This is a genomic window from Paenibacillus sp. FSL k6-2145, from assembly GCF_037976585.1.
GTDB lineage: Bacteria > Bacillota > Bacilli > Paenibacillales > Paenibacillaceae > Paenibacillus.
Map to the genome: position 1 here is coordinate 4,605,733 of NZ_CP150267.1, position 17,164 is coordinate 4,622,896.

18 protein-coding genes are annotated in these 17,164 nt (G+C 44.8%); all 18 read left to right on the forward strand.

Annotated features, from left to right (window positions below; all coding sequences use genetic code 11):
• Positions 1–2,034 (forward strand): flagellar biosynthesis protein FlhA, encoded by a 2,034-nt coding sequence (flhA, locus tag NZ043_RS20515; RefSeq protein WP_133384326.1) that lies wholly within the window; start codon positions 1–3, stop codon positions 2,032–2,034.
• Positions 2,031–3,383, forward strand: a complete 1,353-nt coding sequence (flhF, locus tag NZ043_RS20520; RefSeq protein WP_091031887.1) for a flagellar biosynthesis protein FlhF — start codon at positions 2,031–2,033, stop codon at positions 3,381–3,383. The genes flhA and flhF overlap by 4 nt, the downstream gene beginning before the upstream one ends.
• Positions 3,380–4,267, forward strand: a complete 888-nt coding sequence (locus NZ043_RS20525; protein WP_017689167.1) for a MinD/ParA family protein — start codon at positions 3,380–3,382, stop codon at positions 4,265–4,267. The genes flhF and NZ043_RS20525 overlap by 4 nt, the downstream gene beginning before the upstream one ends.
• A 32-nt stretch (positions 4,268–4,299) precedes the next feature.
• Positions 4,300–5,742: a chemotaxis response regulator protein-glutamate methylesterase gene (locus NZ043_RS20530; protein ID WP_091031885.1), complete on the forward strand. Its 1,443-nt coding sequence runs from the start codon at positions 4,300–4,302 to the stop codon at positions 5,740–5,742.
• A gap of 32 nt (positions 5,743–5,774) precedes the next feature.
• Positions 5,775–7,847: a chemotaxis protein CheA gene (locus NZ043_RS20535; RefSeq protein WP_091031882.1), complete on the forward strand. Its 2,073-nt coding sequence runs from the start codon at positions 5,775–5,777 to the stop codon at positions 7,845–7,847.
• A 41-nt stretch (positions 7,848–7,888) separates the two neighbouring features.
• Positions 7,889–8,350: a chemotaxis protein CheW gene (locus NZ043_RS20540; protein WP_091031877.1), complete on the forward strand. Its 462-nt coding sequence runs from the start codon at positions 7,889–7,891 to the stop codon at positions 8,348–8,350.
• A gap of 10 nt (positions 8,351–8,360) precedes the next feature.
• Positions 8,361–8,981, forward strand: coding sequence for a chemotaxis protein CheC (locus NZ043_RS20545; protein ID WP_133385936.1), 621 nt, complete (start codon positions 8,361–8,363; stop codon positions 8,979–8,981).
• Positions 8,974–9,471, forward strand: a complete 498-nt coding sequence (locus NZ043_RS20550) for a chemotaxis protein CheD (protein ID WP_091031874.1) — start codon at positions 8,974–8,976, stop codon at positions 9,469–9,471. Before NZ043_RS20545 ends, NZ043_RS20550 begins: the two co-directional genes overlap by 8 nt.
• Before the next feature lie 4 nt (positions 9,472–9,475).
• Positions 9,476–9,919, forward strand: coding sequence for a hypothetical protein (locus NZ043_RS20555; RefSeq protein WP_076208888.1), 444 nt, complete (start codon positions 9,476–9,478; stop codon positions 9,917–9,919).
• A gap of 15 nt (positions 9,920–9,934) precedes the next feature.
• On the forward strand, positions 9,935–10,723 hold the full coding sequence (locus NZ043_RS20560; RefSeq protein WP_017689160.1) for a FliA/WhiG family RNA polymerase sigma factor: 789 nt from the start codon (positions 9,935–9,937) through the stop codon (positions 10,721–10,723).
• A gap of 62 nt (positions 10,724–10,785) precedes the next feature.
• Positions 10,786–12,195 (forward strand): FapA family protein, encoded by a 1,410-nt coding sequence (locus tag NZ043_RS20565; RefSeq protein WP_133384327.1) that lies wholly within the window; start codon positions 10,786–10,788, stop codon positions 12,193–12,195.
• 52 nt (positions 12,196–12,247) lie between these two features.
• Positions 12,248–12,562 carry a hypothetical protein gene (locus tag NZ043_RS20570; protein ID WP_133384328.1) on the forward strand — a complete coding sequence of 105 codons (315 nt, stop codon included), beginning with the start codon at positions 12,248–12,250 and terminating at the stop codon, positions 12,560–12,562.
• A gap of 65 nt (positions 12,563–12,627) precedes the next feature.
• On the forward strand, positions 12,628–13,212 hold the full coding sequence (locus NZ043_RS20575; protein WP_133384329.1) for a hypothetical protein: 585 nt from the start codon (positions 12,628–12,630) through the stop codon (positions 13,210–13,212).
• A 3-nt stretch (positions 13,213–13,215) separates the two neighbouring features.
• The gene (locus NZ043_RS20580) at positions 13,216–13,842 is read left to right on the forward strand and encodes an endolytic transglycosylase MltG (protein ID WP_133384330.1); all 627 of its coding nucleotides are present in this window, start codon (positions 13,216–13,218) and stop codon (positions 13,840–13,842) included.
• Positions 13,843–14,137: 295 nt separating this feature from the next.
• Positions 14,138–14,836 carry a 30S ribosomal protein S2 gene (gene rpsB, locus NZ043_RS20585; RefSeq protein ID WP_017689155.1) on the forward strand — a complete coding sequence of 233 codons (699 nt, stop codon included), beginning with the start codon at positions 14,138–14,140 and terminating at the stop codon, positions 14,834–14,836.
• 115 nt (positions 14,837–14,951) lie between these two features.
• A complete protein-coding gene (tsf, locus tag NZ043_RS20590) occupies positions 14,952–15,602 on the forward strand; it encodes a translation elongation factor Ts (RefSeq protein WP_062833819.1) in 651 nt (216 codons plus the stop codon).
• 232 nt (positions 15,603–15,834) lie between these two features.
• Positions 15,835–16,563, forward strand: coding sequence for a UMP kinase (gene pyrH, locus NZ043_RS20595; RefSeq protein WP_017689153.1), 729 nt, complete (start codon positions 15,835–15,837; stop codon positions 16,561–16,563).
• On the forward strand, positions 16,563–17,117 hold the full coding sequence (frr, locus tag NZ043_RS20600; protein ID WP_017689152.1) for a ribosome recycling factor: 555 nt from the start codon (positions 16,563–16,565) through the stop codon (positions 17,115–17,117). Before pyrH ends, frr begins: the two co-directional genes overlap by 1 nt.
• Positions 17,118–17,164: the final 47 nt, after the last annotated feature.

Consider the following 17,164-nt stretch of genomic DNA (forward strand, 5'->3'; position numbering starts at 1 on the left):
TTGAAGATTAAAGATATAGCTGTCCTTGCGGGTATCATTGGCATTGTGTTGATGATGATTCTTCCGATCCCGACCTGGCTGTTGGACTTGTTGCTGGTCGTCAATATTTCAATTGCACTGATGATACTCCTTGTTGCAATGAACAGCAAAGAAGCGTTGCAGTTTTCTATCTTTCCAGCTTTGCTGTTGATCACTACACTATTCCGACTGGCACTGAACATTTCGACAACCAAGCTAATCCTTGGTGAAGGGGATGCCGGAGCCGTAGTTGCTACCTTTGGTAGTTGGATTGCTGGAGGGCAAATTGCGATTGGATTTATCGTATTTTTGATCCTCGTTGTCGTTCAGTTTATCGTTATTACAAAGGGGTCTGAACGTGTAGCTGAAGTTGCTGCCCGATTCACCCTCGATGCGATGCCTGGTAAACAAATGAGTATTGATGCGGATCTGAATGCGGGTCTGATCAACGAGCAACAAGCTCGTGAGCGTCGTTCCAAAATTGAACGTGAAGCCGACTTCTATGGAGCGATGGATGGAGCAAGTAAATTCGTAAAAGGTGACGCAATTGCAAGTATTATCATCCTCCTGATCAATCTCATTGGTGGATTTATTATCGGTATGACTGTGCATGGGATGGCTTTCGCAGATGCAATGTCAACGTATTCTGTACTGACTATCGGAGATGGATTGGTAAGCCAAATCCCTGCTCTCCTTATTTCCACAGCAGCAGGACTGATCGTCACCAGAGCGTCATCAGAAGGAAACTTGGCAGATGATATTACGGGGCAACTGTTTACATATCCAATACTTATTTATATCGTAGCTTTCGTTATTGCCATGCTCGGTTTCTTCACACCAATTCATGTTATTACTACGCTTCCGTTGGCAGGTGTGTTGGCATATGCCGCGTGGCGTATGCAAAATAATCTGAATATGAAACAAGTAGCGGAAGAACAGTTGGAAGAAGAACAGCAGATTGAAGAGGTTAGAAGTCCTGAAAGTGTAATTAACCTGCTTCAGGTGGACCCTATTGAGTTTGAATTTGGTTATGGTTTAATACCACTTGCTGATAATCAGCAGGGTGGTGACTTATTGGATCGGATCATTATGATTCGGAGGCAGTGTGCTCTTGAACTGGGGTTGGTCGTTCCGGTCATACGGATTCGAGATAATATCCAGCTCAGACCCAATGAGTATGTTATCAAAATCAAGGGTAATGTGGTAGGCGGAGGAGAGCTGTTGTTGAATCATTACCTTGCCATGAGTCCTGGCTATGATGAGGAGTCCGTGACAGGTATTGAAACGACAGAGCCGGCTTTTGGACTTCCAGCACTTTGGATTGATGAAGTAACCAAGGACAGAGCGGAACTTGCAGGATATACAGTCGTAGACCCGCCTTCCGTTGTAGCTACACATCTGACGGAACTGATTAAGAAACATGCGCATGAGTTACTTGGAAGACAAGAAACAAAAGCACTTGTGGATAATCTCAGAGAGAACTATTCTGCCCTTGTGGATGAACTGATCCCTTCTCTACTTTCCATTGGTGATGTACAGAAAGTGCTTGCCAAGTTATTGCGTGAGAAAATATCTATTCGGGATATGGTGACCATCTTCGAGACACTGGCTGACTATGGTACGTATACGAAGGATCCTGATGTGCTGACTGAATACGTCAGACAATCCCTCTCACGTCAGATTACTCAGCAGTTCTCACAGAAAGGTGAGACACTTCGCGTGATCACGGTTGGACCTGGTCTTGAGAAGAAAATTGCTGAAAGTGTGCAACAATCGGATCAAGGCAGTTATCTTGCGCTAGACCCTGTATCTACACAAAGTGTGTATCAGAAGCTGAGTGAACAAGTGAACCGTTTGATTCAATCAGGTCAACAACCTGTTGTATTAACTTCTCCAACCATTCGGATGTATCTGCGTCAGGTTATTGAACGTACAATGCAGGACATTCCTGTGCTTTCCTACAGCGAGTTGGAGCCGAATGTTGAAATTCAAAGTATCGGGGTGGTGAACTTATGAGAGTAAAACAATACGTTGTTGAGACCATGCCCGAAGCTATGCTTCAAATTCGCAAAGACCTGGGAAGTGATGCCGTTATTCTGTCCACCAAAGAGATTAAGGTGGGCGGTGTGATGGGAATGTTTCGCAAAAAACGGATCGAAGTTGTAGCTGCAGTGGATAAGGAAGAAAACAAGCAAACAACAAAGCCAGTACAAAATCAATTCACACCTGTACCTCGTGCATTTGTACCTGAGGCTTATCGGCAAACAGCTCGTTCGTTTGTTGCGGCTTCTGATGAGTCGGCGACAACGAATACAGCTGATCAAAGTGTACAGGACCAATCTGCGGCTGCGCCGTCTGTGTTTGAATCGCGTAATATCGGTTCAGACATAGACAGCGGCTCAGGTTCTTCGAGCATGGATCATAAACCGCGACCGCAAGGGGCGGATTTTTCGGGTTCAACAACTGGTCCAATGCCAACAGGTTCAGACCTGCAGCAGGACAAGTTGATGACTGAATTGCAGGATCTTAAACAGATGGTGACCAGGCTTTCGAAGCAAGGTACTTCTGCGGACCCTGTGCCAGAGGAACTGCATATGATCCGAGAACGTTTGACAGAACAAGATGTCTGGCCGGAAGTATGGGAATCCTGGTTTGATTCAATTCAAGCAAAATGGTCTGAGGGTGGATTGAAAGAACAGGATGTAGAACAAGTAGTGAAGCTTGAGGTCATGCACTTTTTGGAGCAACGTATTGAAGAAGGCATTCTTCCTACCACGCGAATCGTCTATGTAGCTGGACCAACCGGTGTAGGGAAAACCACGACAATTGCAAAATTGGCTGCTGAACAAATGTTCAAAAAACAGCGTAAAGTTGGATTCATTACATCAGACACGTATCGGATCTCGGCGGTAGAACAGCTTAGAACATATGCTTCTATACTGAATGTTCCACTTGAGGTGGTACAATCGCCCGGTGATACACAACGTGCCATTTCTCGATTAGAGAATTGTGACTTGATCTTTATGGATACAGCGGGTAGAAACTACAGAAATGAATTACTTGTTTCGGAACTGCAAAGTTTGCTTGCTCCTGTAGAGAATAGCGAAACTTTTCTGGTCATGAGTATGACTTCCAAAAGTGCTGATATGGTTCAGATCACGGAACATTTCAGTAAATATGGTCTGGATAAGGTGATTTTCACCAAAATGGATGAGACTGGGAGCTGCGGTCCGCTATTTAACTTGTTACACCGTTTTCCACTCAAGCTCGCATATGTGGCAAATGGACAAAATGTTCCGGACGATTTGTTGAAACCAGATGCAGATTCGTTATCTAAACAGTTGCTGGGAGAATGGTCACAATGAAGGATCAGGCAGCTGCACTTCGAAGTATGGTCTCCGCGCCATTGGAATTGGAAGGCATTGAGCGAGATATTCGATCCTCAAAAATCATTACTGTGGCCAGTGGTAAGGGAGGTGTTGGTAAATCCAATTTTACACTGAACTTTGCCTTGGCATTGCAGGCTTTGGGGCAAAAGGTACTTGTATTTGATGCTGATATTGGAATGGCTAATATTGATGTTCTTATGGGTACGTCTTCTTCCTATAATCTTTACCACCTGTTGTACCGACAAAAATCCATAAGGGAAATCATACAATTGGGTGCCAGTGGCTTGCCTTACATTGCTGGAGGATCGGGCATGAAAGAGTTGTTCTCATTGTCTGATCGTGATCTGGAGTTCTTCGCCAGTCAAGTCGAGGATATTGCCCAGGAAATGGATTATGTCATCTTTGACACTGGGGCAGGACTCTCCAGAGAGAATATGAAGTTCATCGGTGCTGCCGATGAATGCCTGATTATAACCACACCTGAACCGACTTCAATAACCGATGCTTATGCTTTAGTCAAAGTTATGCACGGCCAGGAAAATGCTACACCCTTTCGGATGATCGTTAACCGGGTGGAAGACGAACGAGAAGCGGAACGAGTGGCAGAAAAAATAGCTGGAGTGGCAAGGCGGTTTTTGCAGACGGATATTCCGCTGCTTGGGTATATTTCAGAAGACGCCCAGGTAGTCAAGGCTGTCAAAAGGCAAATGCCCTATAGTCTGGCTTATCCCAATGCCAAAGCCTCCAAAGATATAGAGAAACTTGCTCTTCGTTATCTGGCTGTACCTGCAACTCCGGGATCCGGAACCTTGACAGGAATCAGGGGATTTATGAATAAGTGGCTTAAACGGACAACATGATTTCTGAATAAAGGAAACAGGGGTGACACAACATGGCGGCGTATCAAGTATTGGTTGTCGATGATTCCGCTTTTATGCGTAAGATTGTTACGGATTTGATCCAAGCGGATCCGGAATTCAAGGTAACGGCAACGGCATCAAACGGTAGAGAAGCGATTCAAAAATCACTAGAATTGAAACCCGATATTATTACAATGGACGTTGAGATGCCCGAAATGAATGGGTTGGATGCATTAAAATCAATTATGAAGGAATCCTTCGTTCCTGTGATTATGCTCTCTGGTATCAATGAACAAGGCATGAAAGAAACCATTATGGCGCTTGAAGCTGGGGCATTTGACTTCATTCGCAAACCATCTATTTCACATGACCAGGATATTGCTCAAGTCGGTAAAGCCTTGGTTGAGCGCATGCGTGCTGCGATGAATGAGATCAAAAGAAAAGCTGATCGTGAGTTATCCATGAAAAATAGAGACATGCTGCGAGGAGTAGTTGCTCCCCCAACTCAGCCAGTGCAGAAAGAAATGCCGGTCAGGGATCCAGCGGAGCCTGTGAAAAAAACAATCGAACCTGTCCAAACGAGTCAACGCTCTCTTCGGGAGCGGACTGAAGCCTTTCAGGCCAAATCAAAGAAAGCAATTGAACCATTGTCAACTTCAAAACCAGGTCGCGTAGAGAACAAACCAGAGCCTTTGCCAAAGGCTGAGCGTAATTTGGGGACGAAGGCAGAAAAAGCAGTGAGGTCAGCTAATCCAGTACAGACTCCAAAGGAAGTTCGACTACCTAATGCAGCTAGAGTGGCAGCTGATCAAATAGCGGCAACCTCTGCCTCTGCAAAAGCCAAGGATGTAATCAAGCCTAATCCTGTTCCCAAAGGTGGAGGGGGGCTGGAAGGACCATTCAACAAACTTGTGGCAATAGGTTGTTCTACGGGTGGACCGAGGGCTCTCAAGACATTGCTTGAGCAGTTGCCTGCTGATTTGCCTGCACCGGTCATTATTGTGCAGCATATGCCGCCCAATTTTACCCGTTCTCTGGCTCAACGATTGAATACATTCAGTCCACTGCATGTGGTTGAAGCTGAAGATGGCATGGTTCTGAAAAAAGGAACCGCCTATATAGCACCCGGCGGATTCCATGTGAAAGTTAACAAAACAGCAGACGGGAAGTTTATCGTGAAGCTGACTGAAGATCAACCAGTGAATGGACATAGACCTTCAGTGGATACGATGTTTGAGTCACTTCTGCCGTTTACATCTTTACAAAGGCATCTTGTTTTGCTGACAGGAATGGGAAGTGATGGAGCACGTATGATGAAGAGGTTATACGAAGCTGGAGTTACATCAACCTTTGCCGAGAATGAAGAAACATGTGTTGTATATGGTATGCCGCGTTCTGCTGTAGAGCTGCAATGCGTTCGTCATCTTCTGCCATTGCAGGAGATTGCTTCTAAACTTGTTCAAGCAGTGAAATAACGGAGTGTAACTCACGGAGGAGGTGCCTCACAATGGACATGAACCAATATTTATCCATGTTTATTGATGAGTCTAATGATCATCTGCAATCGCTTAACGAAAACATGCTTCAACTTGAAGGCAATCCGGAAGACCTGGGCATAGTTCAGGTTATATTCCGCTCTGCTCATACCTTGAAGGGTATGGCAGCAACTATGGGCTTTGAAGATTTGGCATCACTGACACATAAAATGGAAAATGTGTTGGATCTGGTTCGTAATGAGAAGTTGAAAATGCAGGATTACATTTTTGATACCATGTTCAAGAGTCTGGACGCTTTGGAAACCATGGTTCAGGATATTACCGAAGGTGGACAAGGTAAAGCAGATGTGTCGTCAATTGTAGCTTCACTTCAGGCCATTGAAAATGGTGAAATGACAAAAGGAGATGGACCTGCTACAGATACAAACAAGTCGGCTAACACTTCAATCTCTTCGGCTGTTGAGCTGGATGAATTCCAATATTCAGTGCTGGATCAGTCGATCGCCGAAGGTCATCGTGTGTTCTACGTGGATGTGCTTGTTAGCGAGCATAGCCAGTTAAAAGGTGTACGGGCTTATATGGTCTTTGATATGCTGGAACGTTCAGGTGAAGTGGTTAAGGCTTACCCATCCGTTCAGGATATTGAGCAGGAGAAGTTTGAGCGCAGTTTCTCGTTGTATTACATAACAACTAAAGAGGCGCACGAACTGGAAGAAGGCATCATGAGTATCTCTGAAATTGAAAGTGCGAAGCTCATTCAACTGGATCAGGAGACTCTTCAGCAGATGGCCAATCAGGTAGCAGCTACAGTTGAAGCGCCACCCGCACCAACAGCTGTAGCTGAGGTTGCTTCGCCGGATAAGAATTCTGTAACCAAAGAAGAGGCGACAACGGCACCAGCTAAAACAGCTGCACCGAAGCAAGCTGCTGCACCTTCACGTACCATTCGTGTGGATATTGAACGTCTCGACGTATTGATGAACCTGTTCAGTGAATTATTGATTGACCGTTCACGTCTGGAGCAACTGGCCAGTGAAACAGGCAACAATGATTTATCCGATACAGTAGCTCATTTAAGTCGAGTTAGCACAGATTTGCAAAATATTGTACTGAAATTGCGGATGGTTCCGGTAGATACCGTATTTAATCGATTCCCGCGCATGATCCGTGATCTGGCTAAGACACTTGATAAAAAAATCGATCTGGTGATTACAGGTGCTGAGACGGAACTGGATCGTACGGTAATTGATGAGATTGGTGATCCGCTTGTGCATTTACTGCGTAACGCGGTTGACCATGGTGTGGAATCCATTGCAGAGCGTGTAGCTGCAGGTAAACCAGAGATGGGTACAGTAAACCTGCGTGCCTTCCACAGTGGAAATCACGTATTTATCGAGATTGAAGATGATGGTAAAGGTATCTATCGCGACAAGCTTTTGAAAACTGCGATCAAACGTGGTGTTGTAACCGAAGAACAAGGTGCCAAGATGAGTGACGATGAAGTGAATCAACTGTTGTTCGCACCTGGTTTTAGTACTGCTGATATTATCTCGGATATCTCTGGCCGGGGCGTTGGCTTGGATGTAGTAAAATCGAAGATTACTTCGCTTGGCGGTAATGTAACGATTCATTCAACTCCAGGCAAAGGCACGAACTTCTCTGTTCAGCTTCCGTTGACTCTATCCATTATTGCTGCAATGCTTGTACGACTTGGTTCAGAGAAATACGCTGTTCCGTTGTCTTCCATTGTAGAGACGGCCATTGTACAACGTGAGCAAGTTCGTAATATTCACGGCAATAAAATGATCACGTTCCGTGAGTCACTGATTCCGTACTTGTCCTTGAGCGAAGTATTCTCGGTACCGGATTTCAATGACGCTGATGAGCAAGAAACAGAAATAGTCGTGATTCGCAAAGGCGACCGTCTTGCAGCCGTAGCTGTTGAAGAATTTATTGGACAAAGTGAGATTGTTCTCAAATCAATGGGAACCTATCTTCCTGCTATTGAAGGAATCTCTGGAGCAACCATTCTCGGAGATGGACAAGTAGCCCTGATTCTTGATCCTAATGCATTTATTAAATAAGCATTGAGCTAAGTCTTACATTTAATAGGGAGGTTTTTTACATGGAAGAAGAGTTGAAAGTCATCGTCTTTAAATTGGGTACCGAAGAGTATGGTATTGAGGTAGATAAGGTTCAGACGATTGAGCGTATGATGCCAATTACACGTGTTCCCAAGACACTTTCCTTTGTAAAAGGAGTTATTAATCTACGTGGTGTTGTAATTCCGGTCATTGATCTACGCGGTCGTTTCTCCCTTCCGGAAACGGAATACACGGATCAGACTCGTATTGTTATCGTAGGTGTAGACGACATGCAAGTTGGTTTTATCGTTGATTCAGCCAATGATGTTATTGATATCAAGAGCAGTGCAATCGATAGCCCACCAGAAGTGGTTGGTGGCGTCAAAGCGAGATACCTGCGAGGTGTTGCTAAATTGGAGGATTCACGCTTGTTGATTATGCTCAACCTAAACGAAGTATTAAATAAAAGCGAGATTGTACAGCTGGAAAGTGTTGAGGGCTAGTACCGTGGAGATGTTCAACCGATTTGAGGTATTCCAGATGGATGTGCTCAAAGAGGTCGGTAACATTGGAGCAGGCAACGCCGCAACGGCGTTGTCTCAACTCCTCAACAGACCGATTGACATGGGTGTACCTACAGTACAAATGCTCCCTTTTGAAGAAGTTGCCGAAAAAGTGGGCGGAGATGAACGCATCGTGGTTACCGTGTTTCTTCGTGTAGAAGGCGAAGCACCGGGAAATCTTTTCTTTATGATGACACCAGAGGCTGCTAAAATGTTGTTGAATAGACTTGCCGGGTTTGATCTGAAAGAAGGACTCGCTTTTACAGATATGGAACAATCAGCGCTTTCCGAGATTGGAAATATTTTGGCTGGATCCTATCTTTCTTCTTTGGCAGATTTCACGAAGTTGGCTATGTATCCAACTGTTCCTGGACTTGCCATCGACATGGCGGGTGCCATTTTAAGTTATGGCTTGCTGCAATTTGGCGAGATGGGTGACGCTGCATTGTTAATTGACACATCTTTCTTTGAAGGTGAAGATCAAGTTGAGGGTCAGTTTTTCCTCATTCCGGATCCACCATCCTTTGCAAAGATATTTGAATCGCTAGGGGTGCCACTGAGCCATGATTGAGGACAAAAGCGTCGTTAAAGTCGGTATGGCGGATTTAAACATCGCTCATCTTCCTGGTGTAATCCGTACGACTGGCTTGGGTTCGTGTGTGGGATTAACAATGTATGACCCACATTTGAAGCTGGCTGGAATGGCGCATGTCATGCTTCCTACTTCAGAGATCGCCCGTGAAGGGAAACTGAACACTGCGAAATATGCGGATACGGCGTTGCCTGAGCTTTTGGAAAAGATGATTAAACTAGGCGCTTCTCGCTCACGTATTGTGTCTAAAATGGCCGGAGGCTCTCAGATGTTTGCCTTTGCTGGCGCTGGAGATACAATGCGCATTGGACCAAGGAATGCAGATTCTTGTCGAGAGTGGCTTCAAAAACTCAATATCCCTCTTCTAGCAGAAGATACGGGTGGGAATTATGGACGAACGATTGAGATGGACTGTGAAACTGGACTTTTGACTATTCGAAGTGTACAAATGGGTGTAAAGGAACTATAAGACTATGATAGGAAACTACCGCATTAATCTTGGAGCAGGCATCGTTGGGTTTATTCTTACTTTTTTTGTAGCATACAGCAGCAATGTGCTGATGACCAGTTTAATTCGCGGATTGATCGGATTCGTAGCCTGGTTTGTCCTTGCATATGGTTTACGCTGGGGATTGGGATTGCTGCTGAACCCTCAGATCGAGGGAAATGGGTATGGTTATGATTCACCAAATGCTCAAGATCAAAGAGGTTCACAGGTGGACATTAAAATCGAAGACGATGGACAAGAGCTGAATGATTTGCTCAAGAGTGGACAGAACGCTTCATCTGGGGACGATCTTCCGCCATCTGAGACGAAAGCTCCAACGGGATTCGCCCCTTTGGATCCGCCTAAACTTGTCCGGACCAAGGATCCGGAGGAATTGGCGCAGGCCGTTCGTCACCTGACAGACAAATAAGGAGGGTGAAAGCAATTGAACGAGCGTAAAGCTTCACATTTGAACCATTCTGATCTGTGGGAAAAGTGGAAAGAACATGGAGATCTTGAAGCCAAGAAAACTTTGATTGAAAAGTATCTTCATATTGTAAATTATGTATCCGGTCGACTGGCTGTTGGTTTGCCCAAAAATGTTCCCAAGGATGACTTGGAGAGCAATGGTGTTATGGGGTTAATTGATGCATTGGAGAAGTTCGACTATGAACGTGGTCTGCAATTTGAAACTTATGCATCATGGAGGGTTCGCGGAGCCATTCTTGACGGTCTGCGTCAAGGTGATTGGGTTCCGCGTTCTGTCAGGGAGAAGGCCAAGCGAATTGAAGACGCCTACCAACAGTTGGAACAAAGTTATCTCAGGTCTGTTAGTGATGAGGAAATGAGCGAGTACTTGGACGTATCCACTAAAGATTTTCAACATATGCTTCAGGAAGTGGCAGTCATGTCACTTTGCTCGCTGGAGGACCCAATTCGTGAGGAAGAGTCTGAGACTCGTCTGTCTTTGATGGTGGATGAGAAAGCCAAAAATCCAGATTATAAAGTGAATGAGTTTTATTTGAAGGAAGCTTTGGTGCAAGGGCTTGACAAGTTGACGGTAAAAGAGAGAACGGTTGTTTCACTCTTGTATTACGAAGATCTTTCTCTTAGTGAAATTGCTGAGGTTATGTCTCTTTCTCCGTCTCGTATATCCCAATTACATTCCAAGGCAATATTACGATTACGCGGCACGTTGGACAAACAGAAAGATTTGTTGATGCGTAAAGATTAATAAAGAGAAGTAATATCATTGGAGTTTGGGGAGTGGAAAGTCTAAAAGGGGGAAGAATTGCAGTGACACAGCGGACTGCTTTGGAACAATGTTTAAACATTGTTTTATCGGACGACAAATGCACAGCCTACCTTGAATTTTCCAAAGAGGAAGAAGGCTTTGCCTGCACGATCGATGAACTTGAACAATTTGTGGCGGACAAGGGCATCAAACAAGGTGTATCGCGAGAGGCATTATTACTTTTTGTGAGCAACCCTGAAACCTATTTGAAAGATAAATACAAGATTGCAGAAGGTGTCGCTCCCATTCAAGGAACAGATGGCTTCATCAAGGTCCTGGTTGGGATGGACGATACGAATGAACGACGACCATTGGAATCGGAAGATGGAACCGTCGATTACAAAGAAGTGACCCGGTTAAACAATGTTCGTAGTGGTCAGATCATTGCAGAGCGGATCGCTCCTAGCGATGGCATACCAGGCAGGGCAGTAACGGGTGAGGAAATTCCTTATCGTCCGGGAAAAGAAGCTCGGTTTAAAGTTGGGAAAAACGTTGTGATTAACCCGGATGGTTCTGCGATGTATGCTGCACTGGATGGGCTGGTTACCAAAACGGACGGTAACAAACTGAATGTGTTTCCGGTTTATGAAGTCAATGGTGACGTTGATTACAATAACGGTAATATCGACTTTGTAGGCACCGTTGTCATACGAGGCAATGTACTTACCGGATTTAAAGTAAAAGCAGCAGGTGACATTCGTGTCGTCGGAGGTGTCGAAGGAGCTGAACTGGAAGCAGGCGGCTCAATCGAAATTACCGGTGGTATTATTGGTTATAACAAAGGACTGGTACAAGCAGGCCATAATGTCAAGTGTACTTTCATTCAAGAAGGCAACGTGGATGCCGGTGAAGATGTTCTGGTTTCCCAAAGTATTATGCATTCCAATATTCGTGCTGGCCATGGTGTCATCTGTGCGGGCACCAAAGGTCTTATCGTTGGTGGCTCGATCCAGGCTGGTCAGAACGTCTCAGCGCGTGTTGTGGGCAACAGCATGTCCACGGTCACTTCCATTGAAGTTGGTGTGCTGCCAAAGCTGCGTAACGAACTTAATGATCTGCGCAAGGAAGTCAGAGAGCAGATGGATTCCTTGGATAAAACGAAGAAAGCTTTGACATTGCTGGATCAATTAGCTGCCGCTGGACAACTAACTCCAGATAAGATGTCGATGCGAATCAAGCTGAATGCTACGCAGAAATCCGCTCTTCGTATAAGTGAAGAAACGAAAATGCGTATCTTTGAAATTGAGAAGGCACTTGAAGATACAAGTAAGGCTCGTGTTGATATTCTGAAGATGATTTATGGCGGCTCTAAAATAGTTATCGGCAGATACACGAAATTTATTAAAGATCCAGTGAGTCGAATTTCATTTTATTATCACGATGGTGATATTACGATGGTTCCATACGTTTAAGTACAGCATTCAGGCACAGGAAGAAATCCATTCGAAACCGTGAGGTGAGCGTATGAGTTTCAAAGCAGTGGAGTTGCAGATTGCGGTACCACGAACAAGTGAAGCGGGACGTTATCAAAGTGAAGCCCAGCAGCGACCGATTACGGATCAGAATCTTTTGGCAGAGCAAACGTCGAAAGAAGCAAATGAAGCAAGGCAACGAAGTGAAGCAATGGACGAAACTTCACAGACTTCGGTGCGTGATGGTCATACCCATGATGGGGATCAGCAGAGTGATTCCGATGGACAGGAGACTGCTCAGGCTCAAGAAACTGTTAAACCTGCAGAGCACCCGTACAAAGGAAAACACATAGATCTGTCTTTATAATAAATGGTTGTTATGGACATGGAGTCTTGCGCACCGATGGTTGAATCAGAAGGAGAGAACCCAATTTGTCACCATGGATCATTATTGTCATATTAGGGGCCTGCGCCATCGCCTACGCTTATATAATGCCTCGGAAAAACAAGGCGCAAGAGCCCGGGCATCAACTGGTGCAGGAGATGGAATCTACGCTTGAACACTACATGACCGAGATCGAAAATGATAATGATGCTCTTATTCAACGTGTGGCTGAAATGAAGGGAGAAGCGACAGCAGCCGATCAACGTATGCAATTGCAACTTCAGGAATTACAGCAGCGGTTGGATCAGCTCGAACAGAGCAAAAAGAACGAACCTGTCGCATCACCTGTTCCACACTCCGGGAATGTATCCGTACAATCTTCCGAAGGTTTGCAAGCACAAGCCCTCGTGAAAAGTGTACAAGCTGAGGCGGCCCAGCAGGCTTTAGAAGCAGACGTACAGACCAGTGAAGTCGAATCTTTGCCTGGGCGTGAATCTATTAAAGATCGATATGCAGAACTCTTTAATCTACACGCTGAGGGTAAGTCGATGGATGCCATATCCAAGCAGACAGGTATTCAGCGTGGTGAGGTACAGTTAATACTGCAACTGGCAGAACGGGAGGAAAGCTAAGTCATGGACAAGCGATCCTTATGGATTGGTCTGGGGAGCGGCATGATTATTGGTGCGGTTTTGCTTCAACTGGCCACAGTTGGACAAAATGCTTTGTCGGATAGTAATCTGGACCCCGAGCAGACCGCCAATATGACCAAAGAACAGCTTGAAACAGTCGCAAAAACCTTGGATATGAAGTTGGTCGGTTCTGAAGAGGAACTATACACAGAAGCAGAGTGGGTAGCAAAGAAAAAGCAGGAGAGCAGTGAGTTGCAGGGGAATACAGCAACGCCACCTGAGACAGTAACCTCTACGGAAACACCCGCAGAGCCTGAGAAGCCACAAGAGCCTGCTGTAAGTGAAGGTGAAGGGCGGAAAGAGATAACAGAGCCGAAGACAACAGAACCTGTAACGCCAAGCAATCCAAAAGGCGCAACAGTATCATTCAAAGTACGTTCAGGCAATAGTCTGGCGATCGTAGCAGCAAATCTCAAAACCGCGGGAATCGTAGATGATGCTCAAGCATTCATAAAGGCTGGCAAGGCTGAGCGAATCAATACCAAAATCCAAGTGGGTACTTATGCGCTTGAAAAAGGTGAAAGTTTCAAATCCATTATCGCAAAAATTACGAAAGAACCGTCAAACTGAGCATGCTCGGACAGGGCGGTTTTTGCGTATTAAACGGTGCATTTTCAAAGCTTGATAATAATTAGTGTTGATTTACATATCAGATTTAAAATGATTCGATACTAGCAAAAAGTAAAAAGTAGATTTTAGCTTCAAAGACTGTTGCATCAGACAGTCAGTTGTGATATATTAGATAACGGTGTTAAAACACACGCATGTGCTAATTTTGTTGAGGGTGCTTTCCTTATGGAGAGTCTTGGCGAAAAATGATGCCGGCGGAGGACACAATAAAAACCATATTAGGAGGTGTGTGAAGATGGCAGTAATCTCCATGAAGCAGCTTCTCGAAGCTGGGGTACACTTCGGTCACCAAACTCGTCGTTGGAACCCAAAAATGGATCGTTATATCTTCACTGAAAGAAACGGAATTTACATCATCGATTTGCAAAAAACGGTGAAAAAAGTCGAAGAGGCTTACAACTTCGTTAAAGGAATCGCAGGAGAGAATGGTAAAATTCTTTTCGTGGGTACTAAGAAACAAGCTCAAGATTCCGTTAAAGAAGAAGCTGAACGTGCTGGTCAATTCTACATTAACCAACGCTGGCTCGGCGGTACCCTGACTAACTTCCAAACTATTCAAAAACGTATTGATCGTTTGAAACAGTTGGAAGCTTGGGAAGAAGACGGTACATTCGCTGTATTGCCTAAAAAAGAAGTTATCTTGCTTCGCAAAGAAAAAGATCGTCTGGAGAAATTCTTGGGCGGTATTAAAAATATGAAAGGCCTGCCAAGCGCCCTGTTCATCATCGATCCACGCAAAGAGCGTATCGCTGTTGCGGAAGCTCGCAAATTGGGTATCCCAATTGTAGGTATCGTTGATACTAACTGCGATCCGGATGAGATCGATTATGTTATCCCAGGTAATGACGACGCGATCCGCGCTGTTAAATTGCTGACAGGTAAAATGGCTGATGCTGTAATCGAAGCTAACCAAGGCGAAGAAACTTCCGCTTAATAGATTCGAACATATGTTATAAACTAAATGAAAAGGGTGGTTGGCAGGTGGATAACCTCTCACTGCCCTTTTTTTAGAGTGTACGTACAATACTTAATTTTGGAGGGAATTTATAATGGCAGTTAATGCGAGTGCAGTAAAAGAACTTCGCGAAAGAACGGGCGCTGGTATGCTCGATTGCAAAAAAGCACTGGAAGAAGCAAACGGTGATGTAACAAAAGCAGCTGAATTGTTGCGTGAGAAAGGTCTTTCTGCAGCAGCAAGCAAAGCAGGCCGTGCAGCAACTGAAGGCGTTGTAGAATCTTACATCCACGCTGGTGGACGTATTGGTGTCTTGGTTGAAGTTAACTGTGAAACAGACTTCGTTGGTAAAACGGATCAATTTAAGGATTTCGTTAAAGATGTAGCTATGCAAATCGCTGCAGCTAATCCTAAATTCGTTACACGCGAAGAAGTTCCTACAGAAGAGCTGGAAAAAGAAAAAGAAATTTTGAAAGCTCAAGCTCTTAACGAAGGTAAACCAGAGAAAATCATTGAAAAAATGGTTGAAGGCCGTATCGGTAAATACTACGAAGAGTACTGCCTAATGGAACAAACTTTCGTTAAAGATCCAGACAAAACGATCTCTCAATTGCTGAACGAAAAAATCAGCCAAATTGGTGAAAACATCTCCATCCGTCGTTTCGTTCGTTACGAACTGGGTGAAGGTCTTGAGAAAAAAGTAGACAACTTCGTAGAAGAAGTAATGTCCCAAGTAAACAAATAAGACGGTTTCTATAAACCGGCGAGCAGAATTGATTTTCGAAGATATAAGAATGATGAAACTTCGAAGCGTAAACTCCCTTATATCTCAGGAAAACAGTGCCTTACCGGTTAAATGTTTTTCCTAAAAGAGCGGAACACAACTGTGTTCCTTTCTTTTTAAGCAGGAGGCCATGCGCGAGAAGTTTTGTTGGTTGGACACCAAGCGTGTTCGATTCAAAGTGGAGGGTGAATAATTGGAACAGCCAGTATTTAAACGTGTTGTCTTAAAGGTCAGCGGAGAGTCTCTTTCCGGTCAAAACGGCTACGGTATTGATGCAGATACGATCTCGTCGATTGCCCAACAGGTAAAAGAGGTTGTTGCACTTGGTGTACAGGTTGCTATTGTATGTGGCGGCGGAAACATCTGGCGTGGTATTGCCGGTAGCGAAAACGGCATCGATCGTGCAACTGCCGATTATATGGGTATGCTGGCGACAGTAATGAACTCGCTGGCACTGCAGGATGCTTTGGAACAGATTGAAGTGCCTACGCGTGTACAGACATCTATTGCAATGCAACAGATTGCAGAGCCTTATATTCGTCGTAGAGCTATTCGCCATCTGGAGAAAGGCCGGGTCGTTATTTTTGCAGCAGGTACAGGTAACCCGTTCTTTTCCACGGATACAACAGCAGCACTGCGCGCAGCGGAGATTGAAGCAGAAGTTATCTTGATGGCCAAAAATAAAGTTGATGGTGTATACTCAGCAGATCCATTTAAGGACAGTACAGCTGTGAAATTTGATCAGTTGACTTACATGGATATTCTTAACAAAGACCTTGGTGTAATGGATTCAACGGCATCCTCGCTTTGTAAGGACAACAACATCCCGTTGATCGTATTTGCCATTACGGAACAAGGTAACATCAAACGTGTTGTTCTGGGCGAACGTATCGGAACAATCGTTAAAGGGAGTGTAGATTAATGCCACAAGCGGTTAAACAACATGCCGAAGAGCGTATGGAAAAAGCAATTCAAGCATTGCGTCGTGACCTGGCTACTTTGCGTGCAGGCCGCGCAACTCCAGCTCTTCTGGACCGAATTCAGGTAGAGTATTATGGAGCAATGACGCCATTGAATCAACTCGCTAATATCAGTACTCCGGATTCCCGTACACTGATGATTCAGCCTTGGGACAAATCCTCCATGGGTGACATCGAGCGTGCCATCATGAAATCAGATCTGGGTCTTACTCCAGCCAATGATGGTAGCATGATCCGTTTGTCTATTCCGGCATTGACGGAAGAACGCAGAGCGGAACTTGTTAAGCTGACGAAGAAGTTCGGTGAAGAAGGTAAAGTAGCGATTCGTAACATTCGCCGTGACGCGAATGATGACATCAAGAAAATGGAAAAGTCAGATATTTCCGAGGATGAATCGCGGAGACATCAGGACGACATCCAAAAATCGACCGACAAGTTTATTGCTGAAGTCGATAAGGTACTCGCTGCCAAAGAAAAAGAAATCATGGAAGTGTAAGACAAGCGCAGCCCCTCCAATACGGTGGGGTTTTGTCTCTTTTTCCA

Bases quoted from the DNA above. Each gene is read 5' to 3' on its own strand.
- NZ043_RS20545 (WP_133385936.1), top strand. From the start codon at position 8,361: ATGTTCAACCGATTTGAGGTATTCCAGATGGATGTGCTCAAAGAGGTC.
- NZ043_RS20530 (WP_091031885.1), top strand. From the start codon at position 4,300: ATGGCGGCGTATCAAGTATTGGTTGTCGATGATTCCGCTTTTATGCGT.
- frr (WP_017689152.1), top strand. From the start codon at position 16,563: ATGCCACAAGCGGTTAAACAACATGCCGAAGAGCGTATGGAAAAAGCA.
- tsf (WP_062833819.1), top strand. From the start codon at position 14,952: ATGGCAGTTAATGCGAGTGCAGTAAAAGAACTTCGCGAAAGAACGGGC.
- rpsB (WP_017689155.1), top strand. From the start codon at position 14,138: ATGGCAGTAATCTCCATGAAGCAGCTTCTCGAAGCTGGGGTACACTTC.
- NZ043_RS20580 (WP_133384330.1), top strand. From the start codon at position 13,216: ATGGACAAGCGATCCTTATGGATTGGTCTGGGGAGCGGCATGATTATT.
- NZ043_RS20535 (WP_091031882.1), top strand. From the start codon at position 5,775: ATGGACATGAACCAATATTTATCCATGTTTATTGATGAGTCTAATGAT.
- NZ043_RS20525 (WP_017689167.1), top strand. From the start codon at position 3,380: ATGAAGGATCAGGCAGCTGCACTTCGAAGTATGGTCTCCGCGCCATTG.
- NZ043_RS20570 (WP_133384328.1), top strand. From the start codon at position 12,248: ATGAGTTTCAAAGCAGTGGAGTTGCAGATTGCGGTACCACGAACAAGT.
- NZ043_RS20555 (WP_076208888.1), top strand. From the start codon at position 9,476: ATGATAGGAAACTACCGCATTAATCTTGGAGCAGGCATCGTTGGGTTT.
- NZ043_RS20540 (WP_091031877.1), top strand. From the start codon at position 7,889: ATGGAAGAAGAGTTGAAAGTCATCGTCTTTAAATTGGGTACCGAAGAG.
- flhF (WP_091031887.1), top strand. From the start codon at position 2,031: ATGAGAGTAAAACAATACGTTGTTGAGACCATGCCCGAAGCTATGCTT.
- NZ043_RS20550 (WP_091031874.1), top strand. From the start codon at position 8,974: ATGATTGAGGACAAAAGCGTCGTTAAAGTCGGTATGGCGGATTTAAAC.